The sequence below is a fragment of the Hydrogenophaga sp. ANAO-22 genome, from assembly GCF_042466645.1.
Classification (GTDB): domain Bacteria; phylum Pseudomonadota; class Gammaproteobacteria; order Burkholderiales; family Burkholderiaceae_C; genus Hydrogenophaga.
Window position 1 is genome coordinate 2,008,979 of the sequence record NZ_CP159956.1, and the last position, 22,812, is coordinate 2,031,790.

The window sequence follows — 22,812 nt, forward strand, 5'->3', positions numbered from 1 at the left end:
AAACCCCCACGCTCCACCGCTGCGCGGGTCGCTGCCCCCCGCGGGGGCTGGGCCGCCTTGGGAGCGGCCCGGCGGCGTCCCGTCCTCTCTTCAACAAGGTTGCCTGATGGATCCCCAAGCCGCCCTCACGATGGGGCAGAACGCCCTCTTCATGCTGCTCATGGTCGCCGCGCCGGTGCTCGCCACGGTGCTCGGGGTGGGCCTGCTGGTCAGCCTGTTCCAGGCCATCACGCAGATCAACGAAGCCACGCTCGCCTTCGTGCCCAAGCTGATCGCGGCCATCGCGGTGTTCGCCATCGCAGGCCCGTGGATGATGACCACCATGGTCGAGTTCATCCGCAACACGATCCTGTCGATCCCCAACTTCGCCATCTGATCTCGCGATCGGCCGTCGCATGCCCACGTTCACCGAAGCGCAGATCATGGCGCTGGTCTCGCCGGTGTTCTGGCCCTTCCTGCGCATCCTGGCGGTCTTCTCCAGCGCGCCCATCTTCTCCTCGCGCTCGGTGCCCATGCGCACCCGCGTGGGCCTGGCCTTCCTGGTGGCGGTGTGCGCCCAGGCCGGCCTGCCCGAACAACCGGTGATCGGCCTCACCGACGCGGGCGCCTTCGCCGTCGTGATGCAGCAGGTGATCGTGGGCATCGCCATCGGTCTGGCGGTGCGCATCGTGTTCGCCTCCGTCGAGCTCGCCGGTGAACTCATCGGCCTGCAGATGGGCCTGAACTTCGCCGGTTTCTTCGATCCGTCCACCAACTCGCAGTCCAGCGCCGTGGGCCGCTTCTTCGGCAACACCACCATGCTGCTGTTTGTGGTGATGGGCGGCCACCTCATGCTGCTGCAGGCCGTCGTGGCCAGCTTCAACACCTTTCCGCTCAGCGGCAGCGCCTTCGAATCGATCAACCGCATGCAGTTGCACGAGCTGGGTTCGGTGGTGTTCCGCTACGGCCTGTGGATCGCCCTGCCCATGATCGGCATGCTGCTGTTCATCAACATCGTGCTCGGCTTCATCTCGCGCATCGCGCCGCAGATGAACGCCTTCGCCATCGGTTTCCCGCTCACCCTCTCGGCCGGCCTGGTGGGCATCGCCTTCACCTTGCCCATGCTGGACACGCCGGTGGCCGCGCTCATGAAGCTGGCCACCGAAATCTTCACTGGCGGTTGAGGCGGCGGCGGTGCTTGGTTCCATCACGCCAACCGCCTGTCCGGCCGCGCTACACAAGCGCGGGGGCGCGTCGAAACAGGCCTCAGGGATCAGCGGCACCTTCGCCGCGCCATTCGCATCTCTTCCGGAGACTTCATGAAACTTCGCACCCAGATCCTCTGTCTTGGCCTGGCCGGCGCCGCTTTGGTGTCTGCCGCGGGCGGCATCGGCCTGCTCGCCGTCTCATCCATGGCCGCCAAGGTCGAGGCCTCCGCACTCTCCAGCCAGGCCCTGCAGGCCTCCCTGAGCGCGGACATGATGCACGACGCCCTGCGTGGCGACGCGCAGCGCGCGCTGCTGGCGGTGATGAAGAACGACACGGCCACCGTGACCGCCGCGCGCAAGGATCTCGACGACCACGTGGCCACGCTGGACGAAGCCCTGAAGAAAATCGCCGCCTCCGGCATTGACCCCGAAGCCCGCAAGGCGCTGGACGCCACCCTGCCCGTGGTGCGGCAATACACCCAGGCCGCGCAGGCCGTCATCGGCGGCGCCGCCCAGGGCGTGGCCCAGGCCGAAGCCCAGTTGCCGGCGCTGAACCAGGCCTTCGCTCAACTCGAAGACCAGCTGGAGAAACTCTCCGGGATGATCGAGGAGGACGGCGCCACGATTTCCGAGGCCGCCGCGGCCAGCGTCGCGCAATCGCTCTGGACCATCGCCATCGCGGTGCTGGTGGCCACCGTGCTGCTGGTGCTGGGCGCGCTCTGGGTCGCCCGCCTCATGGCCATTGCCATGGACCAGGCCGTGGCCGCCGCCGGCCACCTGGCCGAAGGCGACCTCACCCGCCCGATCGCGCTGGTGGGCAACGACGACACCCGCCAGCTGCTGGGCGCCATGCGCACCATGCAGAAACGCATCAGCGACACCGTGAGCCACGTGCAGGACAACGCGGCCCTGGTCTCCGACGCGAGCACCCAGATCGCCCAGGGCAACACCGACCTCTCCACCCGCACCGAAGAGCAGGCCGCCGCGCTGGAAGAAACCGCTGCGTCGATGGAAGAACTGGGCACCACCGTGCGCCAGACCGCCGACCACGCGGGCAAGGCCAACGAACTGGCGAAAACCGCCTCTCAGGTCGCGGCCGAAGGCGGTGACGTGGTGGGCAAGGTCGTGGAAACCATGCGAGGCATCAACGACAGCTCCAGGCGCATCGCGGACATCATCGGCGTGATCGACGGCATCGCCTTCCAGACCAACATCCTGGCGCTGAACGCCGCAGTGGAAGCCGCGCGGGCCGGGGAACAGGGCCGTGGCTTCGCGGTGGTGGCCGGTGAAGTGCGCAACCTCGCGCAGCGCAGCGCCCAGGCGGCCAAGGAAATCAAGGGCCTGATCGACGCCAGCGTGGAACGCGTGGCCAGCGGCACGCTGCTGGCCGACCAGGCCGGCGTCACCATGCAAGGCGTGGTCGACGCGATCCGCCGCGTCTCCGATCTGGTGGGAGAGATCAGCAGCGCCACCAGCGAACAGAGCGCGGGCGTGGGCCAGGTGGGCGAAACCATCAGCCAGATGGACCGCGTGACGCAGCAGAACGCCGCGCTGGTGGAAGAAAGCGCCGCGGCCGCCGACAGCCTGAAACATCAGGCCCTGCAGCTGGTGCAAGCCGTTGCCGTCTTCAAACTCAACCGCGATCCGCGCCTGGGCATGCCGCTCGCGGCGTGACCGCCGCCACGGTCTTTCGGGCGCTCAGCAGTCCTGCACCAGTTCCCGCACACGGAAGATGCGGGAGCGGACCGTGCCGATCGGGATGCTGAGCGACTTGGCCGCCTGCTCGTAGGTCAGGCCCTCTTCGATGTAGGCCTCGAACGTCGACGACAGAGCCTCGGGCATGGCGCGCATCTTCTGATCGACAAGCCGCAGCCGCTGCTGCAGGGAAACGATGTGAAGGACATCGGGGGCGCCGCGCGTGTCGGCGGGCCCGTCTTCCATGTCCACGAAGCGCGCGCGATAAGCGACGGCCTTGGCCACGTGTTGTCGGCCGACATTCTGCGCGACGCCAAAGATCCAGGACTCCAGACAGGATCGCCCGCCGAAGTTCCGCAGCGATTTCAACACCTCCACGTACACGTCCTGGACCAGATCGTCGACCAGTTGGGGATCTCGTTCAAACCGCCGCAGGAAGCTTCTGAGCTTGCCGTCCGTGCGCAATGCCAGCGTGGCCAACTGGGCGTGCAAGTCCGAAAAGGTGCCGTCGCCTTCCTCTGCTCGATTGACTTCCACGGTCTCTCCTCTCGGGGCATTGCTACAAACTTCGCTGCACTGTAGGACGCGACCCGACGCTCAAGGAATGGAAGGAACGGACCGGGAAGAACCACGATCAAGGCGCTTGAAGCCTCCCCCGAACCGCGAACCCGACCGCTTGGTCGAGATTTTTAACAACCGGCGTAACCAGTGGAAACAGACCCTGCGGACGGGTCACCGTTCTGGGTGATCGCGTAGACCTTGGCGTCGAACGCTCGCTGGTCGTGAACGATGCGCTTTCTGGCCACACCCTCGAACTGCGCGCCGAGCTTCTCCGCCACCCGCTGGCTGGCGGCGTTGTCCACCCGGATGACCAGCGCCAGCCGCTGCAGCCGCAGGACGCGGAAGCAAAAATCGATCAGGTAGCGCGCGGCCCACGCCGAAACACCCTTGCCGCGATAACGGGGCTCCACCCAATAGCCCAGATCGGCGCACCGACAGTCCCACAGGATGTTGGACACGGTCACGCCGCCGATCACCGCGCCTTCCTCAGTGAAGATTCCGCAGGAAAAAGTGCGGCCGGATGTCCACTCCGACTCCAGTTTTTGCAGAAGCACATGGGCGTCCTCGACCGACCGGATCGCGTCGGGCCATTCCTCCCACCGCAGAATGTCCGCCCTGGATCGATCGACAGCGGCAAACCAGCGCCCGGCGTGATTGCGCATGAGAGGCCGGATGTCCAGACCGGCTGTCGCGGCCTGCATCGGCCGCGTGCACGCCGCCTCGCGCAGCGTGCCCTGCGCGCTTTCCATGTCGATCATTGGTGATGGCCCCTCCAAAACTGGGCAGCGACGTTAGCGTCTGCTCAAGGCCTTGTGCGCCACAAGCCACCAAACGACAGGGAGGCGACCGGTTTCAACGGGAATGGCGAACCAGTTGCAGCAGAGCAAGTGTCACCACCGTCGGGCGCCGGCATTAGGGCTTGCCCTAGGAAGGCGAACCGGGCCATGAGCCGGGTCACTCACTTGGCAGCTTCCTCCACAAATCCCACGAGGTGATCCGGTGAGCAGTTTTGCGATCAATTCCAGCTTTGTGGCGTCGGACGTGTCTTGGCTGGATGACGAGAAGGAGTTACAACGAGGCGCCCAAAAAGACGCCGAAGAACTCCAAGACGCCCAAGACCTCGCGGATGTCTGCGCCGACAAAGGCCTCGATGAAGGGGTGGCCTACCTGCAGGAAAAATTGCGCCGGGAAAAGCAGACTCCCCCGAAGGCCGTGCAGGCCCTGGTCACCAGCCCCCTCTATCTGACGGTGTGGAGCGCGGCCATGGGGTTCGATGGAGGCCTCACCTACAAAGACAGCCCCGCGATACCGGAGATCCCCCTGCGGGAATGTGTAGCAGTCACCATCTCATCGTGCGTCACCATCGTCACTTTGCTGGACGGCCTGACCGCCGCGGCCGGCGTCCAGCGGCATGTGCACGCCAAGAAGGCGCTCCAATGCGGACTGACCGAGCTGACGCGGGCTTGGGCCAACCGAGCGGACTTGAACCCGCTCGAAGCCGCCAGGATCCGGGCCCAATGCAACGAGTTGGTCAAATCGGCGCTGGGCCTACCCGGGCTGGGCGAAGTCGCCACGCAGCTTGAGGCGGACGCTGCGAACGCGCTCCACGTCTTCACCCAATTCGTTGGCAATGTGCACCTCACTTCCGACATTCGAGGCATCGCCGAGCAGTTGAGCGAGCTGCTCCCGGACGACCCCGATGTTCTGTTGATCCGCGATCAGGAGGGCATGGATGAGTTCATGGCGCGCCTTGGCGAGCGGCCTTTGAATCAAGAAGTGATGAATCTCATTGAGGACCAGAAGGAGAATTTCGCCGAGAAGGAATTCTGGGCGCTGGAAAAAATGGGCTTTGGCCTGTTCACCAATGTGGTGAGCCTGGGCCGAAGCGTTTTCGAGTTGAAGCGCTTTTCCGACACACGCGGTTTCCTGCTGGAACGCAGGGACGCGTTCAAACGGGCCATCGAGAAACTGAAAGGCAAAGCCGGCTCGAAAGTCCTGACGCACCTTTTCGATTCGGTGCGCTACAAGATCAAGTCCAACATCGCGGCCCTGTTCGGCGCCTCCACCCGGCTGTGCAACGCCGTCGGCGGCATCGTCATCAAATCGCTCACCCTCGCCGGCATCAGCTCAGGGCCCGCGGCCGCCATCATCGCCCCGATCGTCGTGGGCATCTACGCCATCAAGAACTTCGTGGGGGCCCACTACGACCGTCTGGCCAGGCGCAACGAGTGTGAGGTCACCAATTCGATCAAGATCGCCAGCAACGACACCTCCAGCAACATGGAGAACGCCATCAAGCTGGAGCTCACGGCGGACCTGGAAGCCCTCGCGGGCGACATGGACGGCATCAAGGACTTTGTGGAGGCCATGGGCCATCCGGAACTGTTCGAACCCTTCCAGAAGCGGTTTGAGGCGGCCATCAACAAGAAGGCGCAGTTCACCGAACTCCAAGCCCTGATCGACGCCTGCATGCCCACCTCCGACGCGCTGATGAACCAGCAGATGATCAAGAGCGGCAAAGCGCCTTTGCAGTTGATGGGCCACTGGAATCAACGCACGGCCGATGCGGCCAAGAAGAGCGAGAAGACCGACGCACCCACGAAGACGGCACAAACAACAGCGGACACCTCCACCCAGGCGAATGCCTCCCAGGCCGCCCAAGTCAAGCCCCAGAAAATCGGCCCCGCGACCTTGGAGGAAAAATTCCTGCGCAACCCGGTGGACAAAGTCATCGCGGCCTTGACCGGCACCTATCCCGGATGGCACCTCTACAAGGCAGACGCCGAGTTCATCAAGGCCGAGGCACGGAAATACCTTCTCGCGCGACAGGGCGACACGGCAGGTGTGAAGAAGCTGCTGTCGATTGCCGATGCATTGACCGAAAACAAGGAGCTGCTCAGGCAGTTCAACCCTCTGAAAGCCCTGATCAAAGGCAAGACATGGCAGCTTTCGGCCAAGGGGCAAGACCTGCAACAAGCCTTGGAATCGGGAGACCTCAAGAGCTTGAAAGCCAGGACACTGGTGGCCGCGCTGACCACCGCCAACCATGAATTGATCGCCAGCAGCCGGTTCGATGAAGGCACCAGTGAACACATATCCACCGTTCCAGGGTGGAAGGCGTGTCGGAGATCGAAGTCGTGGAACGACAGCTGGACCAAGTGTTCCGGCAGCACCCGGAGGTGGGAGGTGTCGCCCGACAACTCAGGGTCATAGAGGGACACCTTGAGGGCCATAACGCCCTTTTCCAAGCTCTTCTCCAGAAAAACCGTCATGTGGTGGACATCGTTGAATTCGCCCTCGGGGCTGAAACTCAACGCAAAGGAGCGGTTCTTTCCGGGTGCCACCAGACTGGCCAGCTGTGCAAGCAATGCACCCAATTGATCCGGCGCGCACTGCACGGCCTGCTCATTGCGCACGCGCCTGGCCATCTGGCAACGGCTTTCCAGTACCGCGTAGTCGAGCGGCGCAACCCGCTGATTGAGCTTTTTCAGGCAGTCTTTTCGATCATCTTTAGCTGCTTCCGCTAGGTGCCAACTCCTCAGTTTTTCCCCCTCCGCGCCCAAATTTCCACTCAAATTCTCAGTGGTTTTTTTTCCGCTTAATGACAGGAATGGTTTCCCCTCTGAAGAAAAAACCTCGATCCCGCCTTTTGTTGGCGCATTTTTGAACTTCTCAAGCTTTGTCTTCCAATAGTCGTGGAAGGCGCCACTTCTCTCCTGCAACAGATTGAACACACACGGTGGCCATTCCGGACTCTTCGCATCCATGTCATGTCCAGCATTGAGGATGGCGCGAGCGAGCGCCTCCGCTTGGGTTTCTGTCATGCCATCGCCTGTTTGCCCCATCTTGCGCAGCAACTGCATGCACATCTGAGCCAGCTCTTTGTTCCAAAGCAGCACGGTCACTTCATCGGGGTTCTGCTCGACCGTTTCAAGGCATACCTGAACCACGGACTCGTGATCGAAAGACTCAAATTCCGCCAGTTCCGCCACCTTCTTTTGCTCAATCAAGTCCTTCAGGCCATTGCCCTCATAGATGGGAAATTCTTGTTGATCGAGCTGGCTCAGAATGCCCGGCATCAAGCGCCCGAAAACGCCATTGCTGCTGAACTGAGCAAGGATGTTCGCCAAGTCAATCGGCCGATCATGTCCAAGCTGCTTAGTGAAAGGGTTCATTTCGAGGATCCAGAGTCAAGGTTGGTGACGTGTTTTCAACCCTTCGTTCGTGTCGAAGGCGAGCGTTGAGTGAGGGTGTTCCGCCTTAAGTTCGCTCCTTCCGTCGCTCAAGCGAAGGTGTGCGCCTTGCCACAACCACCGGTTCCCGAGCAATCCCCCAAATCAGTCATTTCGAGCCCGCGCGCGATCACCTCGTTCCAGACTGGCCGGAACGAAGTACCTTGGCAAAGAAACCAGATGCGGGGCCTGCGCAGGGCCCGCGCGGATGCGTCGGCCCGCGCCTACCGCTCCAGCAACCCGCGCAACATGCGCTGCGGATCGGCCAGAAAATCCCGCGTGACGCGCACGTGTTCCGTGTCGTCGTAGGCCACCGGCGCCACGCCGTCGGCGCCGCACTGATAGATGCAGGCGTCCGGGTAGGCCATGAGCAGCGGCGAGTGCGTGGCGATGACGAATTGCGAGCCCTCGTTCACCAGGTCGTGGATGCGCGCGAGCACGGCCAGTTGCCGCTGCGGCGAGAGCGCGGCCTCAGGTTCGTCGAGGATGTACAGGCCCTGGCCGTGGAAGCGCTCCATCAGCAGCGTCAGAAACGATTCGCCGTGCGACTGCTCGTGCAGCGAATGTCCGCCATAGGACTGAATGACCGGCGCACCCAGGCCGGGCTCGGCGTCGAGCTGCTCGATCTCGGTGGCCACGTTGAAGAAGCTCTCGGCCCTCAGGAAGAAGCCGGTGCGCGGCCGCTTGAATCCCTTGGCGATGCGCAGGTGCTCGTGCAGCACCGAGTGCGAGCGGCGCGTGCTGAATCGGAAGTTCTTGCTGCCACCCTCGGCGTTGAATCCGAGCGCGACGGCGATGGCTTCGAGCAGGGTGGATTTGCCGGAGCCGTTCTCGCCGATGAAGAAGGTGACCTTGGGGTGGAAGTCCAACCGGTCGAACGTGCGCACGGCGGGCAGGTTGAAGGGATAGCGCTCGAAGCTGTCGATGGTGTCTCGGCGCAGGCTCATGCGCTGCAGGAACTGGGACGAGATCATGGCGGGCCGGGTTTCAGGTTCAGGCCAGCAGGCGCGGCACGGCGGCCACGAGCATGGCCACACCCGACAGGCTGAGCAAGGACAGCACGAGCTTGCGGAACGCGGCCTCGCTCAAGCCCACGTACAGGCGCGAGCCCAGCAGCACGGGCACGAGCAGCGCCACCGCGACGATGGGCAGCAGGGGCCACATGTCGCGCGTGACGGCGCCCGCGATCACGTAGCCGAGCATGGTGAAGGCCAGGGCCGCGAGGTTGAAGTTCTGGATGATGGCGCGCTGCGTGTCTTTCTCCATGCCGCGCAGCGTGCACCACAGCGTGGGCACCACGCCGGTGAAGCCGCCGATGCCGCCCATGAAGCCGCCCGCGAGGCCGGCCACGCCATCGGCCACGCGCCCGCCGCGCGAGACCTTGGGCAGGTGCGAGGACATCAGCATGATGGGGCACCAGATCACGAGCACGCCGCCGAGCACCAGGCGGAACAGGTCGGGGTTGAGGTGCGGCAGCACGGCGATGCCCATGGGAATGCCGAGCACGCCACCGGCGAGGAACGGGGCGAGCACCTGCAGCCGGAAGGCGCGCCGGCTGGTGACCGCGGCCACGATCTGGCCGGTGAGCGAGCCGAACACGGCCATGACGGCGGCCACGCGCGGATCGATGCCCCAGACCCAGAAGGACATGGCGACCATGCCGAAGGCAAAGCCCGAGAGGCCTTGCACGAAGCCGGCCACGGCCGCGCCCAGCACCAGCAGGGCGATTTCTGGGGTCGTCACGTTCCCATCTCCTCAAAAAAGAAGGCGGCCCACCACCGGGTGGGCCGCCTTCGATCTTGCCATGGCCGCACCGCCCGGGGCGGCAGGGCCTCGGGTCTTCAGTTCTGGGTTTCGATCTTCTCGTCCTGCACGAGCTTCTGCCAGCGCGCCACTTCGGTGGCCAGCACCTTCTGCGCTTCGGCCGGCTCGGTGCTGGTGGCGCCCAGGCCGAGCTTGCGCAGGCGCTCGATGACCTCGGGCTTGGCCATGATCCTGGTCATCTCGCGCGATAGGCGCGCCACCACCGGCGCGGGCAGGTTACTGGGCCCGGCCAGCGCGGTCCAGCCGGTCACGTCGAAGCCGGGCGAGACGGTTTCGGCCAGGGTGGGCACGTCGGGGTAGGTGGGCCAGCGCTGCGTGCCGGTGACGGCGAGCAGGCGCAGGCGGTTGCCGTTGACGAGCGGCTCCATGCTGGCGAGGTTGTCGAGCACGGCCTGGATCTCGCCGCCGGCCACGGCGGTGGGCGCGAGGTTGCCGCCCTTGTAGGCCACGTCGATGAACTTCACGTGCTCGCGGCTTTGCAGCAGCACGCTGGCCAGGTGCATGCCGGTGCCCACGCCGGCGTGGCCCATCGAGAGGGTGCCGGGTTTGTCCTTGGCCTGTTTCATGAGTTCGCCCATGTTGCGGATGGGCGAGCTCGCGCCCACGGCCACGCCGAAGGGGAAGCGCGTGGTCATGGTGACCATGGTGAAGTCGTTCACCGAGTCATAGGGCAGCGACTTGTAGAGCGCGGGCGAGATGCTGTGCCCCGAGGCCATGAGGAACAGCGTGTGGCCGTCGGGTTCGGCCTTGGCCACGGCGTTGGCCGCCAGGGTGCCGCCCGCGCCGGGCCGGTTTTCCACCACCACCGGGCTGCCCAGTGCTTCGGCCAGTTGCTGGGCCACGAGCCGGGCGGTGGCGTCCACGCCGCCGCCGGGCGTGAAGCCGAGCAGCAGCTTGATCGGCTGGCGCGGCCAGTCGGCCGCCTGCGCGTGCGCGATGCCGGTGGAGAAGGTGGCGAGCAGGCCCGAGCAGAGGGCGGCGAGCAGGCCACGGCGGCCGAGGCGGGGGGATTTCATGCGGTTGTCTCCAGGGGTGGGACGCCGTTGCCTCACTCGCGGAGGCTTGCGGCGGGTGGGGTTCAGTTCTGCACTTCGATCTTTTCGTCCTTGATGACCTTGGTCCAGCGCGCCACGTCGGTGGCCAGGAAGGCCTGCGCCTCGCGGGGCGAGGTGGCCCAGGCGTCGGAGGCCTGGAGGCGGAGGGTTTCAACGATGTTGGGGCGCGCCAGCGTGCTCTGCACCATCTCGTTGAGCTGCGCGACGATGGCCGGTGGCAGGCCCTTGGGGCCGGCCAGCGCGTACCAGGCGCTCACGTCGAAGTCGGGCAGCAAGGTCTCGGCCACGCTGGGGATGTTGGGGAACAGCGCGAAGCGGTTCTTCGAGGTGACCGCGAGCGGCTTGACCTTGCCGTTCTCGATGTGGGCCGCCATGCCGGCCAGCGAGGTGAAGAGCAGCGGCACTTCGCCCGCGATCACGGCCAGCGCCGGCGCGCTGCCGCCCTTGTAGGGCACGTGGGTGAGCTTCACGTCCGCCCGCGACTGGAAGAGCACGGCCGCCAGGTGCATGCCGCTGCCCTGCCCGCCGGTGCCGTAGTCGATCTTGCCGGGCTGGGCCTTGGCCTGCTGCACCAGTTCCTGCACCGTCTTGAACGAGGCGTTGGGGTTGGCGATGATGGCGAACGGGCTGCGCGCCACCATGGAGACCATGGTGAAGTCGTTCACCGGGTCGAACGGCAGCGACTTGTAGAGCCCCGGCGCGGCCGAGTGGCCCGAGGCCATGAGGAACAGCGTGTAGCCATCGGGCTCGGCCTTGGCCACGTAGTTGGCGCCGATGGTGCCCCCGGCGCCGGGCTTGCCTTCCACCACGGCCTGCTGGCCGAATTTCTCGGCGAACTGCGCGGCGATCAGGCGCGCGAGGTTGTCCACCGGCCCACCCGAGGTGAAGCCGTGGATGATGCGCACCGGCTTGGTGGGCCAGGCGGGCGCGCTGCCCTGGGCGTGCGCCGCGGCGCCGAAGAGGCCCAGCGTTGCCCAGGTGAGCAGGGCGGCGGTGAAGGTGTGGCGTTTCATAAGAAGAACCTCTCCGGTTGGGGTCCGCGCTCGACGGGCCGTGATTGGTAGTTGCCCTCCCCGAACATGCGCATGCGCGAGGCCATGAGCTCTTCGTTGAGCTTCTGCAGCTTCGCTTCGTCGAAGGTGAGCTTGCCGCCGCGCTTGGCGAATTGGCCCGCCACCAGAACGTTTTCGATGTCCGAGGTTTCCGCGTACATCACCACGATGTGCGCCGGGTTGCCACCGGGCAGCGCGGGGAAGATGTTCATGCCGCGCGCGTCGAACATGATGAGATCGGCCTGCTTGCCCGGCGTGATGGATCCGGTCTTCTTGTCCAGGCCGAAGGCCTTGGCGCCTCCCATGGTGGCCCAGTAGAGGGCGTCGCGCGTGAGCGTGGAGTGCTGCGTCTTCGCGGGCCACTTGCCTTCGTGCCACAGGCTGCGGTTGTCCAGCTCGCGCTGGTGCAGGAAGGCGTGGCGCATCACCGAGAGCATGGAGCTGTTGAAGTAGGGGTCGCAGTCGGTGCCGATGGAAGGCATGGCGCCGTGCTTCACCAGGCGCCCGAGCATGGCGGGCTGCTCGTAGTTCAGCATCTCGGTGAGGTTGGTGGCGGTGATGGTGCAGCCCGCGTCGAGCACGATCTTGAGTTCCTCGTCGTCGAAGCAGTTGCCGTGGCCGATGTTGTGGTCGGGCCCGAGCAGGCCTTCCTTCGCCAGGCGCGGGTAGCCGTCCTCCACCACGCGCTTGCCTTTGCGGCCGTAGGTGTGGGCGGAGTTGATGAGGCCGTACTCGCGCGCCAGGCGGATGTCGTGCGCGGCCACGTCGTACTCGCCCCAGTCGGGCCCGAGGATGGCCATGGCCAGCGTGACCAGGCGGTCGTCGCTCGAGAGGCGCCCGGTGCGCAGGCGGTGGATCTCTTCGCGCGGGAAAGGCTTCTTGTGGTACGGCACCTCGCCCGGGCGCTCGGGCGGTTTCACCGTGCCGCGCGCGAACACGGCGCGGATGCCGGACTCTTCCAGCGCGTCGATGGCCACGTCGGTCATCTCCGCGTCGCGCAGGATGTGGCACCAGTCGACGATGGTGGTGGTGCCGTTGCGCAGCTGGTTCAGCGAGCCCAGCAGGTTGCCCAGGTAGACGTCGCGCACACCGTATTTGGTGGCGAGGTTCTGGTGCATGTTGGCGTGGTAGTCGCGGCTGCCGACCCAGTCGGAGCCGATGCCGCGCAGCTGGAATTCCCAGGTGTGGATGTGCGCGTTGACCATGCCGGGCGTGACGATGCGGCCCTTGCCGTCGACGACTTCAGCGCCATCGGCCTGCAGGTTGGGGCCGACGGCCACGATCCTGTCGTTCTCGATCAGGATGTCGGCGTCGTCGAAGTCGCCCACGGCGGGGTCCATGGAAAGAATGCAGGTGTTCTTGATGAGAAGGCGGGTCATGGGGTTCGTGGGGAGTGGGAAAGGAATCAGGCCAGGGAATCCGTCGGCGGGACGGGGCGGGTGGAGTTGCGCACGACCAGCTCGGGCCGCAGCACGACGGTGGCGGGCGACATCTGCCGCCCGTCCAGCCCGTCGAACAGCAGCTGCGCGGCGCGCCAGCCAAGTTCGCGGTGCGGCAGCCGGATGGTGGTGAGCGAGGGGTTGACCATGTCGACCAGCGGCATGTCGTTGTGGCCGGTGACGGCCACGTCGGTCGGCACGCGCAGGCCGGCGGCCTGCAGCGCGTCGTAGGCGCCCAGCGCCACCAGGTCGTTCGAGCAGACCACGGCCTCGGGCGGCTTCGCGCTCTGCGCGAGCAGCTGGGTCATGGCCAGGCGGCCGGCCTCGCGGCTGTAGGACTCGCAGGCCACCACGCCCGCGCTGCGCAGGCCGCGGTCGCGCAGCGCCTGCTCGAAGCCCTGCAGACGGCCCAGGCCGGTGGGCAAGCTCTGCGGGCCGGCCAGGTGGGCGATGCGCTCGCAACCGGTGCGCACCACGTGGTCCACCGCGAGCTTCATGGCCAGCCGGTCGTCGCTCACCACCGAGGGCAGGCGCCCGGACTCGTCGGCGCGGTTGACCATGACGGCGTGCAGGCCGGCGCCGACGATGAAGTCCACCAGCGGGTCTTCGCGCGAAGCGATGGCGAGCACGATGCCGTCGACCTGCTGGGCCAGCATGCGCTCGACCGTGGGCCGAGCCAGCGCGCTGGCGGCCACGTTGGCCACCATCACGAACCAGCCGCGCGCGGCCGCGCAGGCTTCGATGCCCTGCAGGATGGGCGGGAACACCGGGTTGGTGATGTCGGGCACCAGCACGCCGATGGTGTGGGTGCGGCCGGTGCGCAGGGCCGAGGCCGCGCGGTTGGGCCGGTAGCCCAGACGGCGCGCGGCCTGCTCGACGGCCTCGAGCACCTCGGCGCTGACGGCGGCGCGCCGGCGCGGATCGAGCGCGCGCGAGACGGTGGACAGGTGCACGCCGGCGGCCCGGGCGACGTCGCGGATGGTGACGGGGCCGGCGGGCTCCGTGGTGGAAGGGGAACGAGGGGTTTCGGTCACTTTGAAGGTTTTCATGCAAACGTTTGCCATCATTCTGGCGGGATTCTTTCAAAACCTCAACAGAGATAATTTGGTGCAAACCCTATGCCTCGCCCCACTTTGGGGAGCGACAATAAGCAAACGTTTGCAAGAAAAAACCGCCTTTCCCGCTTTCCGAGAAACCGCCGTGAACCTGATCTCCACCCCCGAGTCCGTGCTGGCCGTGGCGCTGGCCGCCATGGAGCGCACGCCCGACCCCCGCCTGCGCGAAGTGATGGCCGCGTTGACGCGCCACCTGCATGCCTTCGCGCAAGAAGTGCGCCTGACCGAAGCCGAATTCGAGCGCGCGATCGGTTTCCTGGTCGGCATCGGCCAGGCCACCGGCCCGAAGAAGAACGAGGTGGTGCTGGCGGCCGACCTGCTGGGCGTGTCCACCCTGGTGGCCCTGCTCAACAACCCGGGCAGTGCCGGCGGCGAATCGCCCGCCGCGCTGCTCGGCCCCTTCTGGCGCGAGCGCGCGCCGCTGTGCGAGCCCGGCGAATCCATCGCGCGCGCCGGCACCCCCGGCGTGCCGCTGGAGGTGCGTGGCACGGTGCGAGACCCGCAGGGCCGGCCGGTGGCCGGCGCGGTGGTGGACGTGTGGCAGGCCTCGCCCGTGGGCCTGTACGAAAACCAGGACGACAGCCAGCCCGACATGAACCTGCGCGGGCGCTTCACCACCGACGCGCAGGGTGCCTACTTCCTGCGCAGCGTGGTGCCCGCGGGCTACCCGGTGCCGACCGACGGCCCCTGTGGCGAACTGCTGCGCGCCCAGCAGCGCCACCCCAACCGCCCGGCCCATCTGCACTTCATGATCAGCCAGCCCGGCTTCAAGGTGCGCGTGTCCCAGGTGTTCGCCGACACCGACGAGAACCTCGACAGCGACCCGGTGTTCGGCGTCACGCGCTCCCTGGTGGGCCGCTTCGAGCTCGATGCCGATGGCGCCCAGGCCCGGCTGCAGCAGGACTTCACGCTGGAGCCCGGCGAGACCGTGTTCCCCAAGGCCCCGATTCCCTGACCTTCCCTCAAGTACCCATGGCTTTTGAACCCCAGACACGACTCGACGGCAAGGTGGCCGTCATTGCCGGCGGCACCGGCGCCATCGGCCTGGCCACGGCGCGCCGCCTGGCCGCGCTCGGCGCCGCCTGCGTGCTGCTGCACCGGGGCGACGGCGCGGCCGCCGCCGAGCGGGCCGCCAGCCTGCCCGGCGCGCAGGCGCATGGCGCGGTGCGCGCCGACATCGTCGACAGCGCCTCGCTCCAGGCCGCCGCCGAGCAGGTGGCGCGGCAATGGCAGCGCTGCGACATCCTCGTCAACAGCGCCGGCTTCACCAAGCCCGTGCCCGCCGCCGACCTCGACGCGCTCGACGACGAGCTGATCGACCGGCTGATGCAGGCCAACTTCCGCGGCGTGTTCGCCACCATCCGCGCCTTCGCGCCGCTGCTCAAGGCCAGCGGCGACGGCCTGATCGTCAACGTCTCGTCCATCGCGGGCTTCACCGGCGTGGGCAGCAACCTCGCCTATGTGGCGGCCAAGGCCGGCCTGGACGTGGTGGGCGACGCGCTGGCCAAGGCGCTGGCGCCCGTGGTGCGCGTGGTCTCCGTCTCGCCCGGCGCGGTGGAGTCCACCTTCGTGCCGGGCCGGGGCGCGGAGTTCAACACCAAGACCGCCGCCACCACGCCGCTGGGCCGCGTCGGCCAGCCGGACGACGTGGCCGCGACCATCGAGGCCCTCGCCACCACCCTGCGCTTCGTCACCGGCACGCGCATCGTGGTCGACGGCGGCCGCCACCTCTGAATCCCGCGCCCATGAGCCTCTTCAACCCGCTGTCCCAGAAGACCCTGATCACCTGCGCCGTCACGGGCAACCTGGTCAAACCCGAGCAGACGCCGCACCTGCCCGTCACCCCCGAGCAGATCGCCCGCGAATGCCTGGCCGCCGCCGAGGCCGGTGCCGGCCAGGTGCACATCCACGTGCGCGACCCCCACACCGGCAAGCCGTCGATGGAGGTGGAGCTCTACCGCGAGGTGGTGGACCGCATCCGGCGCGAGAACCGCGAACTCATCATCAACCTCACCACCGGCCCGGGCGGGCGCTTCGTGCCGAGCGAGGACGACCCCAAGGTGTTCGCGCCCGGCACCACGCTGCTGCCGCCGAACCAGCGGGTGGAGCACATCGCGCTGATCAAGCCCGACGTGTGCTCGCTCGACTTCAACACCATGAACTCGGGGCCGGACGTGGTCATCAACACGCCGCGCAACGTGCGCCGCATGGCCGCCACCATCCGCGCCGCCGGCGTCAAGCCCGAGCTGGAGATTTTCGACTCGGGCGACATCCATCTCGCGCTCGACCTGATCGCCGACGGCAGCCTGGAAGGCCCCGGCATGTGGACCTTCGTGCTCGGCGTGAAGTACGGCTTCGCGCCCTCGCCCGCCACCGTGCTCTACGCGCGCGACATGCTGCCGCCCGGCGCGGTCTGGACGGCCTTCGGCATCGGCCGCATGGAGTTCCCCATCGTCGCCCAGGCCTGGCTCGCGGGCGGGCACGTGCGCGTGGGCATGGAAGACAACATCTACCTCGACAAGGGCGTGCTCGCCGAGAGCAACGCCCAGCTCGTCGCCCGCGCGCGGGACATCATTCAAAGCATGGGCGGCAGCATTGCCAACGCGCGCGAGGCGCGCGCGATGCTCGGCTTGCCCCCACGATAAGGAAAGGGAGAACGCTCTTGACCGCACGCATCCACGAAGACACCGGCATCGCGCCACCACGCCCATCCACCGGCACCGGCCAGGCCCTGCGTCTGCTGCAGAAGGCCGACAGCATCGACACCCTGCGCCTGATGCTGGTGGACAGTCCCCAGCGCGTGCCCGCGCCGGGCCACGCGCTGGTGCGCGTGGGCGCGGCGGCCGTCAACCCCAGCGACGCCAAGGCCAGCCTGGGCATCATGCCGCAGGCCGTGTGGCCGCGCACCCCGGGCCGCGACTTCGCGGGCACCGTGGTCGAAGGCCCCACCGAATGGATCGGCCGCCAGGTCTATGGCTCGGGCGGCGATGTCGGCATCACGCGCGACGGCTCGCACGCGCGTTACCTCGAACTGCCGCTGGCCGCGCTGCGCGCCATGCCGGCCAACCTCTCGATGGAAGAGGCGGGCGCGGTCGGCGTGCCCTTCGTCACCGCCTACGAGGGCTTTCGCCGCAGCGGCATGCCCCGCGCCGGCCAGACCGTGATGGTGATGGGCGCCAACGGCAAGGTCGGCCAGGCCGCGGTGCAGCTGGCCACGCAGGCCGGCGCGCGCGTGATCGCCGTGCAGCGTGGCCCCGGCCCGTTCGCCGGCTTCAGCTGCGCACCGGTGGACGTGATCGACGCCACGGCAGTCGACGTGGCCGCCACCGCCCGCGACCTCACCCAGGGGCGCGGCGCCGACACCGTGTTCAACACCGTGGGCAGTGCCTACTTCGACGCCGCCAACAAGGCCATGGCCAAGGGCGCGACGCAGATCTTCATCGCCACGCACGACCGCGCCGTGCCCTTCGACATCTTCGCGTTCTACCGCGGCATGCACACCTACGTGGGCATCGACTCGCTTGCCATGGACTGCGCCACCTCCACCGCCCAGCTCGACGCCATGCGCGAAGGTTTCGAACGCGGCACGCTCAAGCCCTTCCCCATCGCCCGCGCCTACGACCTGGCCGATGCGGCCGAGGCCTACCGCGCCGTGCTCGGTGGCAGCACGGACCGGGTCGTGCTGCGCCCCTGAACGCCCACCCGCGAGGAGCCGCCGCCATGCACGTCACCCGCTTCGACGAGGCGCCCACCTACGAGGCGCCCAACCACGTCGACATGCGCTGCCTGCGCCTGCAGGGCAAGGAGGCCGGCCCGTCCACCCAGATGTGGATGGGCATGAGCCAGCTGCTGCCCGACGGCCACACCACGCTGGACCCGTCGCCGATCGAAAAGCTCTACTTCGTCGTCGAAGGCGAGGTCACCCTGGTGGGCGCGGTGGACGGCGTGCCGCAGCGCGCCACGCTGCGCGCCCTCGACTCCTGCCGCTTCGCCCCGGGCGAGGCGCGCCAGCTCATCAACGAGAGCAACCGGCCGGCCATGGTGCTGCTGGTGATGGCCAACGCGCCACCGGCCTCCCCGGCATGAAACCCCTGCCGCCCTCTCAGTGGGCGGGACGCCAGAACATGTGCAGTTCGTCGTGCAACACCCCGTCGATCCGCAGGGCGGCCGGTTCACGGCCGAAGGTCTGGAAGCCCAGGGATTCGTACAAGGCGATGGCGGCCATGTTGCCCGCATTGACGCTCAGGCTCACCTGAAGCAGGTCGGGCACCGACCCGGCCAGCGCGAGCGCCTGCACGAGCAATCCACGGCCCACGCCCTTGCCCCGCGCCTCGGGCGCCACGTACAGGCCATAGATCATCCCCTTGTGCCGCAGCTTGCGCTTGTCTTCACGCCGCAGCGTCACGATGCCGATCAGCCGGTCTCCCTCGAAGGCGCCGAACGCGCCCTGGTCGGGATGCACCGCGAGGCGGGCCGCCGTCGTTTCGGGAGGGAAAACCACCTCTTCCTCATGGCTGGAACCAAACGCGGTGGGTTCCTCCTGCAAGGCGGACAGGCGCAACGCGCGAAACGGGCTCGCGTCTTGGGGGGTGAGGCGGCGGATGTGCATGCGTGATGTGAGGTGGCGTTGGGGGTGTGGGGGAGTTCAATGCGGGCCCGAACGGAAGCGGCTGGGCGAGGCCCCGGCCGACTTTCGCATGAGGCGCCGCAGGGCGGTCGCGTCTTCGTAGCCCACCTGGGCCGCCACCTGCTCGATCGTCAGGCGGCTGCGCTCGATCAGCATGCGCGCGCGGTTGAGCCGCACGCTCTGCACGAGCGCCAGCGCGCCCCGGCCGGTGGCGGCTTTGACGTGCCGCGCCAGGGTGCGCGGCGACATGGCGAAAGCCTCGGCCAGCGCCGCCACGTCAGGCGGGTGGGGCAAGGCGGATTCGATGTGTTGCGTCAGGCGGCCGATCAGCTCGTTGCCGTTGGACTGCATGGCGGGCAGCACGAAGGGCGCCTGCGCCTGGCGGCCGTCGATGAGCAGCACGCGGCTCACCGCGTCCGCCAGCGCCGGCCCGAAGCGGGTGCGCAGCAGGTGGAGCATGAGGTCGGTCTGCGCCAGCGCGGCACCGGCTGTGGTGATGGGGCCGTCGGCGCAGACCATGCGGTCCGCGTCCACGCGGCACAGGGGTGCCAGGCCTTGCAGGCGCGGCGCCAGCCACCACGAGGTGGTGGCCCGCCGGCCATCCAGCAGGCCCGCCGCCTGCAGCAGGAACACAGCGGAACAGGACGCGGCCACCTCGCCGCCCCGCGCCGCGTGCCGCCGCAGGCCCTCGCTGGCCGCCCGCGCGTCGTCGCGCGCCAGGCGGTCGGCCAGCGCCGAGGCCTGGTCCACCCCCAGGCCGGGCACGATCCAGGTCGAGCTGTCGCGACCCGCTCGGGCCGGCAGGGCGTGCGTCTGCAATTGCAGGCCGTGGCCGAGCGCCACCGGGCCACCGTCGGGCGAGCACACGCGCCAGGTGGGCTGCGGCAAGGCGAGCCGGGGCGCGATGGCCGCCGCCGCGCTCAACACGTCCAGCGTGACGGCCACCCCACTCCCCCAGGCCCCGGGCAGCACGAGAACGGTGAAATCACGCATGGCAGGAATAGCTTGAAAGATGTCGAAACAGACACTGGCAGTGTAGCGCCGGCCTTGGTGCAATCAAGGCCCTTCCATCTCCAGAGAGCCCAGGACATGCCCCACCCGAATCTGACCGAACACGACGCCCTCGACGATTTCGAGGCGCGCGAGATCACGCTGGATGGTGTCACCAAGCGCGTGCATGTGGCCGGCCATGGGCCGGCGGTGATCGTCATGACCGAGATGCCGGGCATCAGCCCGCACGTGGCCCGCTTCGCGCGCTGGGTGCGCGACGCGGGTTTCACGGTTTACATGCCGTCGCTGTTCGGGGTGGACGGCGCGGTGCCCGAGGCCGAAGCGGGCATGGCCGTGATGCAGCGCGCCTGTGTGAGCGCGGAGTTCCGCGCGTTCGCCAACCGCAAGGGGCCCAACCAGGCCAGCCCGGTGACGCGCTGGCTGAGGCTGCTGGCCCGGCACGCGCACGCGGCTTGCGGCGGTCCTGGCGTGGGCGCCATCGGCATGTGCTTCACCGGCAATTTCGCGCTCACGATGATGCTGGAGCCGTCGATGCTGGCGCCCGTGCTGTCGCAGCCCTCGCTGCCGCTGGACGACCCGGCCGGCCTGGAGATCGGGCCCGAGGACTTGGCCGAGGTGCGCTCGCGCCTGGAGCGCGAGGACCTCACGGTGATGGCCTACCGCTTCGCGGGCGACAAGTTCTGCAAGGCCGAGCGCTTCAAGGCCTACGAAGCCGCGCTGGGCCCGCGCTTCGTGGCGCGGGTGCTGCCCGACAGCGCCGCCAACCGGACGGCCCTGCCCCCGTTCTTCGAGCAGGTGGTGAACAGCCCGCACAGCGTGGTGACGGCGCACCTGATCGATGAGGCCGGCCAGCCGACCCTCACGGCGCGCGACGAGATCCTGGCCTTCTTCACGCGGCGGCTCAGGAATCCCGGCAGTAGCCCTCGCCCGCTCGAACCGTCAGGCAGTTCTTCTTCTCGCTGAGCCACTTCATCCCGGTCTCGGCACCGTCGGTGGCGCGCAGGGATTCCTTCACGCCGTCGCGCTCGAACTCGATGCGCGCATCACCCGCCGCCTTGCCCGGGAACGTGCGGGGGCCGTCGAGGTTGCGGATGGTCACCTCGTACTGGCCACCGCTGCCCGCGATCTGGAGGTAGGTGCCTTCAGGCCCGTTCCATTGACCCAGCCAGGCATCGGTGGCCGGAGCGGGCGCAGCAGGTGTGGGCGCAGGTGCCGGCGCGGCCGGGGCGCTCGCGCCGGCCGCCGCTGGCGCGGCTTCGGGGGTGCGGTCCTGGCAGGCGGCCAGGGCGACGGCGATCGCGGCCATGCAGGCGAGGTGTGGGAACTTCATGGTGTGCCTTTCGGTGGGGTGCCGGATCAACGTTCGGCGATGTAGTGCGACATGCGCGCGCTCTCGCCTTCGGCGAGGAAGGCGCGCACCTCGGTCTCGATCGCGCGGTCGGCCACGGTGGCGCGCGCGCGCTGGTGCAGGTAGTCGGCCCAGGAGGTGACGATGAAGCGCTCCACATAACGCGAGGGTTCACCCAGGTCCTTGTAGACGCGCCAGAACGTGGCGCCGTCGCGGCGGCGCGGCGCCTTCATCTGGGCGATGGTGTCGAGAAAGGCCTCGTCCACACCGGGGCGGATGCGGTAGCCCACCTCCACCGCGATCGGTCCGGACTCGGGGCTGGGCTCGGCTTCCACGAAGAGCTCGTCCCACGGTGTGCCCTGGGTCACCTCGTGGTCCGCGCCCACGCGCAAGGGGAAGGGGCGCGCCAGCAGCAGGCCCGCGGCCATGAGCACGCCGGCCGCGGCGAGCGCGGCGGTGAGGCCCGCGATGTCGGACACCGCGCCCCAGAAGGCCGAACCGATGGCGAACGCACCGAGCGCGGAGACGATGTGCAGCGCCACCGCGCGCGAGCGCACCCAGGGCGGCGCACTGGCCTGGGTGGCGGTGTTGAAGGTGGACATGGTGGCCATCCAGGCCGCGCCGCCGAACGCCATGGCCACGTACACCACCGCTGGCACACGCACCCAGGCGGCCACCAGCATCACGGCAGCGAACACCACGCAGGCCACGGCCACGATGGCATCGAGCGAGAAACGCGCGCGCAGCCGGCCGATGACCAGGCCCGAAGCCACCGCCCCGGTGCCCAGGCAGCCCATGAGCAGGCCGAAGCCTTCGGCGCCGGTGCCCAGCTGGCGCTGCGCGATCACCGGCAGCAGGGCCCAGAGCGCCGAACCGGCCGCGCTGAACGCCATCACCCGCACCAGCTGCGCCAGGATGATGCGCGAGTGCCAGGCAAAACGCAGGCCGCTGAGCGTGCCACCCCACAGGCGCTCGGCCGGCAGGCTGGACGGCGGGTGCGCGCGCGGCGGCCAGCGGCGGATCGACTCCCACATCACCACCGTGGTGAACACCGTGACCACGAACACCCAGCCCGCGCCCAGGCGCGCGAACAGCAGGCCGGCCAGCGTGGGGCCGATGGCGCGCGCGGCGTTGTAGGCGATGCCGATGGCGGTGATGGCCTGCGGCCACTCGGGGCGCGGCACCGGGTCGACCACCGAGGAATTCCAGGCCGGCGTGAGCACCGCCGTGCAGCAGCCGCAGACGAAGACCAGGAACAGCACCGAGGCGGGACCACCCCAGCCCGCCAGCACCAGAGCGGCCAGCAGCACGCTCGCGCCCACCTGGGCGATCAGCGCGCCCGAGATCAGGCGGCGGCGGTCGGTGGTGTCGGCCAGCACCCCGGCGGGCAGCGCCAGCAGGAACATGGGCAGGAACACCGCCGTCTGCACCAGGGCGGCCAGGAAGGAGGAGCCGGTGAGCTCGACCATGAGCCAGGCGGCGGCCATGGTCTGCATGCCACTGCCGATGAAGAACACCGCGCCGCAGATCCAGAGCCCCCGGAAAGCGGGTTGGCGAAGCGGGCTCCAGATGGATGTGGACATGGCCCATTATTCCGCAGCCCTGCGTCCTCAGCGCCTGTCGGGTTGAGTGCCCTGCCTTTTCGACCTTGTCCACGGCGGCCAGA

The 22,812-nt window shown here is 68.0% G+C and carries 24 protein-coding genes; 12 read left to right on the plus strand and 12 right to left on the minus strand.

The annotated features are described in order from the left end of the window. The first annotated feature begins 106 nt into the window (after nt 1-106). The 3 genes from fliQ (at nt 107) to ABSY19_RS09560 (ending at nt 2,861) form a co-directional block, all read left to right on the plus strand. On the plus strand, nt 107-376 hold the full coding sequence (gene fliQ, locus ABSY19_RS09550; protein ID WP_382161813.1) for a flagellar biosynthesis protein FliQ: 270 nt from the start codon (nt 107-109) through the stop codon (nt 374-376). A gap of 19 nt (nt 377-395) precedes the next feature. Beyond that, on the plus strand, nt 396-1,163 hold the full coding sequence (gene fliR / locus ABSY19_RS09555; protein WP_291113517.1) for a flagellar biosynthetic protein FliR: 768 nt from the start codon (nt 396-398) through the stop codon (nt 1,161-1,163). Between the two features lie 135 nt (nt 1,164-1,298). After that, nucleotides 1,299-2,861, plus strand: coding sequence for a methyl-accepting chemotaxis protein (locus ABSY19_RS09560; protein WP_382161816.1), 1,563 nt, complete (start codon nt 1,299-1,301; stop codon nt 2,859-2,861). Nucleotides 2,862-2,885: 24 nt separating this feature from the next. Here the strand turns inward: ABSY19_RS09560 and ABSY19_RS09565 are convergent, their stop codons facing one another. Both ABSY19_RS09565 and ABSY19_RS09570 read right to left on the minus strand, forming a co-directional pair. Continuing rightward, nucleotides 2,886-3,419: an RNA polymerase sigma factor gene (locus ABSY19_RS09565; RefSeq protein WP_382161819.1), complete on the minus strand. Its 534-nt coding sequence runs from the start codon at nt 3,417-3,419 to the stop codon at nt 2,886-2,888. A 152-nt stretch (nt 3,420-3,571) separates the two neighbouring features. Then, nucleotides 3,572-4,201 carry a GNAT family N-acetyltransferase gene (locus ABSY19_RS09570; protein WP_382161822.1) on the minus strand — a complete coding sequence of 210 codons (630 nt, stop codon included), beginning with the start codon at nt 4,199-4,201 and terminating at the stop codon, nt 3,572-3,574. Nucleotides 4,202-4,442: 241 nt separating this feature from the next. Between ABSY19_RS09570 and ABSY19_RS09575 the strand changes: the two genes are divergently transcribed. The 3 genes from ABSY19_RS09575 (at nt 4,443) to ABSY19_RS09585 (ending at nt 7,687) form a co-directional block, all read left to right on the plus strand. Continuing rightward, nucleotides 4,443-6,656, plus strand: a complete 2,214-nt coding sequence (locus ABSY19_RS09575) for a hypothetical protein (protein WP_382161824.1) — start codon at nt 4,443-4,445, stop codon at nt 6,654-6,656. Between the two features lie 62 nt (nt 6,657-6,718). Further along, a complete protein-coding gene (locus tag ABSY19_RS09580; RefSeq protein WP_382161827.1) occupies nt 6,719-6,970 on the plus strand; it encodes a hypothetical protein in 252 nt (83 codons plus the stop codon). 243 nt (nt 6,971-7,213) lie between these two features. Beyond that, complete coding sequence (locus ABSY19_RS09585; protein WP_382161830.1) at nt 7,214-7,687, plus strand: hypothetical protein; 474 nt, start codon at nt 7,214-7,216, stop codon at nt 7,685-7,687. 212 nt (nt 7,688-7,899) lie between these two features. On the opposite strand, the gene ABSY19_RS09590 is transcribed toward ABSY19_RS09585, so the two are convergent. The 6 genes from ABSY19_RS09590 to ABSY19_RS09615 all read right to left on the minus strand — a co-directional run bounded on the left by ABSY19_RS09590 (nt 7,900) and on the right by ABSY19_RS09615 (nt 14,094). After that, nucleotides 7,900-8,649 (minus strand): AAA family ATPase, encoded by a 750-nt coding sequence (locus tag ABSY19_RS09590; protein WP_382161832.1) that lies wholly within the window; start codon nt 8,647-8,649, stop codon nt 7,900-7,902. A gap of 19 nt (nt 8,650-8,668) precedes the next feature. Beyond that, entirely contained in the window at nt 8,669-9,418 is a 750-nt protein-coding gene (locus ABSY19_RS09595) for a sulfite exporter TauE/SafE family protein (protein ID WP_382161834.1), read from the minus strand. 98 nt (nt 9,419-9,516) lie between these two features. Further along, nucleotides 9,517-10,515, minus strand: coding sequence for a Bug family tripartite tricarboxylate transporter substrate binding protein (locus tag ABSY19_RS09600; RefSeq protein ID WP_382161837.1), 999 nt, complete (start codon nt 10,513-10,515; stop codon nt 9,517-9,519). A 62-nt stretch (nt 10,516-10,577) separates the two neighbouring features. Further along, nucleotides 10,578-11,567, minus strand: coding sequence for a tripartite tricarboxylate transporter substrate binding protein (locus ABSY19_RS09605; RefSeq protein WP_382161840.1), 990 nt, complete (start codon nt 11,565-11,567; stop codon nt 10,578-10,580). Then, the gene (locus tag ABSY19_RS09610) at nt 11,564-12,985 is read right to left on the minus strand and encodes an amidohydrolase family protein (protein ID WP_382161843.1); all 1,422 of its coding nucleotides are present in this window, start codon (nt 12,983-12,985) and stop codon (nt 11,564-11,566) included. Before ABSY19_RS09610 ends, ABSY19_RS09605 begins: the two co-directional genes overlap by 4 nt. A 26-nt stretch (nt 12,986-13,011) precedes the next feature. Beyond that, nucleotides 13,012-14,094 (minus strand): LacI family DNA-binding transcriptional regulator, encoded by a 1,083-nt coding sequence (locus tag ABSY19_RS09615; RefSeq protein ID WP_382161846.1) that lies wholly within the window; start codon nt 14,092-14,094, stop codon nt 13,012-13,014. Between the two features lie 202 nt (nt 14,095-14,296). Here ABSY19_RS09615 and ABSY19_RS09620 point away from each other — a divergent pair, with 202 nt between their 5' ends. The 5 genes from ABSY19_RS09620 (at nt 14,297) to ABSY19_RS09640 (ending at nt 18,246) form a co-directional block, all read left to right on the plus strand. After that, complete coding sequence (locus ABSY19_RS09620; protein WP_382163752.1) at nt 14,297-15,115, plus strand: dioxygenase; 819 nt, start codon at nt 14,297-14,299, stop codon at nt 15,113-15,115. A 17-nt stretch (nt 15,116-15,132) separates the two neighbouring features. Beyond that, nucleotides 15,133-15,894 carry an SDR family NAD(P)-dependent oxidoreductase gene (locus tag ABSY19_RS09625; protein WP_382161849.1) on the plus strand — a complete coding sequence of 254 codons (762 nt, stop codon included), beginning with the start codon at nt 15,133-15,135 and terminating at the stop codon, nt 15,892-15,894. A gap of 11 nt (nt 15,895-15,905) precedes the next feature. Beyond that, nucleotides 15,906-16,805 (plus strand): 3-keto-5-aminohexanoate cleavage protein, encoded by a 900-nt coding sequence (locus tag ABSY19_RS09630; protein WP_382161851.1) that lies wholly within the window; start codon nt 15,906-15,908, stop codon nt 16,803-16,805. A 131-nt stretch (nt 16,806-16,936) separates the two neighbouring features. Further along, nucleotides 16,937-17,854 carry a zinc-binding alcohol dehydrogenase family protein gene (locus ABSY19_RS09635; RefSeq protein WP_382163754.1) on the plus strand — a complete coding sequence of 306 codons (918 nt, stop codon included), beginning with the start codon at nt 16,937-16,939 and terminating at the stop codon, nt 17,852-17,854. A gap of 26 nt (nt 17,855-17,880) precedes the next feature. After that, nucleotides 17,881-18,246: a cupin domain-containing protein gene (locus tag ABSY19_RS09640; RefSeq protein ID WP_382161853.1), complete on the plus strand. Its 366-nt coding sequence runs from the start codon at nt 17,881-17,883 to the stop codon at nt 18,244-18,246. A 16-nt stretch (nt 18,247-18,262) separates the two neighbouring features. Here the strand turns inward: ABSY19_RS09640 and ABSY19_RS09645 are convergent, their stop codons facing one another. Together ABSY19_RS09645 and ABSY19_RS09650 are read right to left on the minus strand one after the other, a co-directional pair. Further along, entirely contained in the window at nt 18,263-18,769 is a 507-nt protein-coding gene (locus ABSY19_RS09645; protein ID WP_382161856.1) for a GNAT family N-acetyltransferase, read from the minus strand. 36 nt (nt 18,770-18,805) lie between these two features. Then, nucleotides 18,806-19,780 (minus strand): GlxA family transcriptional regulator, encoded by a 975-nt coding sequence (locus ABSY19_RS09650; RefSeq protein ID WP_382161858.1) that lies wholly within the window; start codon nt 19,778-19,780, stop codon nt 18,806-18,808. Nucleotides 19,781-19,876: 96 nt separating this feature from the next. Here ABSY19_RS09650 and ABSY19_RS09655 point away from each other — a divergent pair, with 96 nt between their 5' ends. Next, the gene (locus ABSY19_RS09655; protein WP_382161860.1) at nt 19,877-20,761 is read left to right on the plus strand and encodes a dienelactone hydrolase family protein; all 885 of its coding nucleotides are present in this window, start codon (nt 19,877-19,879) and stop codon (nt 20,759-20,761) included. Here the strand turns inward: ABSY19_RS09655 and ABSY19_RS09660 are convergent. Next, entirely contained in the window at nt 20,700-21,128 is a 429-nt protein-coding gene (locus ABSY19_RS09660; protein WP_382161863.1) for a hypothetical protein, read from the minus strand. The genes ABSY19_RS09655 and ABSY19_RS09660 overlap by 62 nt on opposite strands. A gap of 26 nt (nt 21,129-21,154) precedes the next feature. Beyond that, a complete protein-coding gene (locus tag ABSY19_RS09665; protein ID WP_382161866.1) occupies nt 21,155-22,729 on the minus strand; it encodes an MFS transporter in 1,575 nt (524 codons plus the stop codon). Nucleotides 22,730-22,812: the final 83 nt, after the last annotated feature.

Bases quoted from the DNA above. Each gene is read 5' to 3' on its own strand.
- ABSY19_RS09560 (WP_382161816.1), top strand. From the start codon at position 1,299: ATGAAACTTCGCACCCAGATCCTCTGTCTTGGCCTGGCCGGCGCCGCT.
- ABSY19_RS09570 (WP_382161822.1), bottom strand. From the start codon at position 4,201: ATGATCGACATGGAAAGCGCGCAGGGCACGCTGCGCGAGGCGGCGTGC.
- ABSY19_RS09610 (WP_382161843.1), bottom strand. From the start codon at position 12,985: ATGACCCGCCTTCTCATCAAGAACACCTGCATTCTTTCCATGGACCCC.
- ABSY19_RS09640 (WP_382161853.1), top strand. From the start codon at position 17,881: ATGCACGTCACCCGCTTCGACGAGGCGCCCACCTACGAGGCGCCCAAC.
- ABSY19_RS09645 (WP_382161856.1), bottom strand. From the start codon at position 18,769: ATGCACATCCGCCGCCTCACCCCCCAAGACGCGAGCCCGTTTCGCGCG.
- ABSY19_RS09585 (WP_382161830.1), top strand. From the start codon at position 7,214: ATGTCCAGCATTGAGGATGGCGCGAGCGAGCGCCTCCGCTTGGGTTTC.
- ABSY19_RS09590 (WP_382161832.1), bottom strand. From the start codon at position 8,649: ATGATCTCGTCCCAGTTCCTGCAGCGCATGAGCCTGCGCCGAGACACC.
- ABSY19_RS09620 (WP_382163752.1), top strand. From the start codon at position 14,297: ATGGAGCGCACGCCCGACCCCCGCCTGCGCGAAGTGATGGCCGCGTTG.
- ABSY19_RS09660 (WP_382161863.1), bottom strand. From the start codon at position 21,128: ATGAAGTTCCCACACCTCGCCTGCATGGCCGCGATCGCCGTCGCCCTG.
- fliR (WP_291113517.1), top strand. From the start codon at position 396: ATGCCCACGTTCACCGAAGCGCAGATCATGGCGCTGGTCTCGCCGGTG.
- ABSY19_RS09655 (WP_382161860.1), top strand. From the start codon at position 19,877: ATGCCCCACCCGAATCTGACCGAACACGACGCCCTCGACGATTTCGAG.
- ABSY19_RS09635 (WP_382163754.1), top strand. From the start codon at position 16,937: ATGCTGGTGGACAGTCCCCAGCGCGTGCCCGCGCCGGGCCACGCGCTG.
- ABSY19_RS09625 (WP_382161849.1), top strand. From the start codon at position 15,133: ATGGCTTTTGAACCCCAGACACGACTCGACGGCAAGGTGGCCGTCATT.
- ABSY19_RS09615 (WP_382161846.1), bottom strand. From the start codon at position 14,094: ATGAAAACCTTCAAAGTGACCGAAACCCCTCGTTCCCCTTCCACCACG.
- ABSY19_RS09605 (WP_382161840.1), bottom strand. From the start codon at position 11,567: ATGAAACGCCACACCTTCACCGCCGCCCTGCTCACCTGGGCAACGCTG.
- fliQ (WP_382161813.1), top strand. From the start codon at position 107: ATGGATCCCCAAGCCGCCCTCACGATGGGGCAGAACGCCCTCTTCATG.
- ABSY19_RS09600 (WP_382161837.1), bottom strand. From the start codon at position 10,515: ATGAAATCCCCCCGCCTCGGCCGCCGTGGCCTGCTCGCCGCCCTCTGC.
- ABSY19_RS09630 (WP_382161851.1), top strand. From the start codon at position 15,906: ATGAGCCTCTTCAACCCGCTGTCCCAGAAGACCCTGATCACCTGCGCC.
- ABSY19_RS09665 (WP_382161866.1), bottom strand. From the start codon at position 22,729: ATGTCCACATCCATCTGGAGCCCGCTTCGCCAACCCGCTTTCCGGGGG.
- ABSY19_RS09650 (WP_382161858.1), bottom strand. From the start codon at position 19,780: ATGCGTGATTTCACCGTTCTCGTGCTGCCCGGGGCCTGGGGGAGTGGG.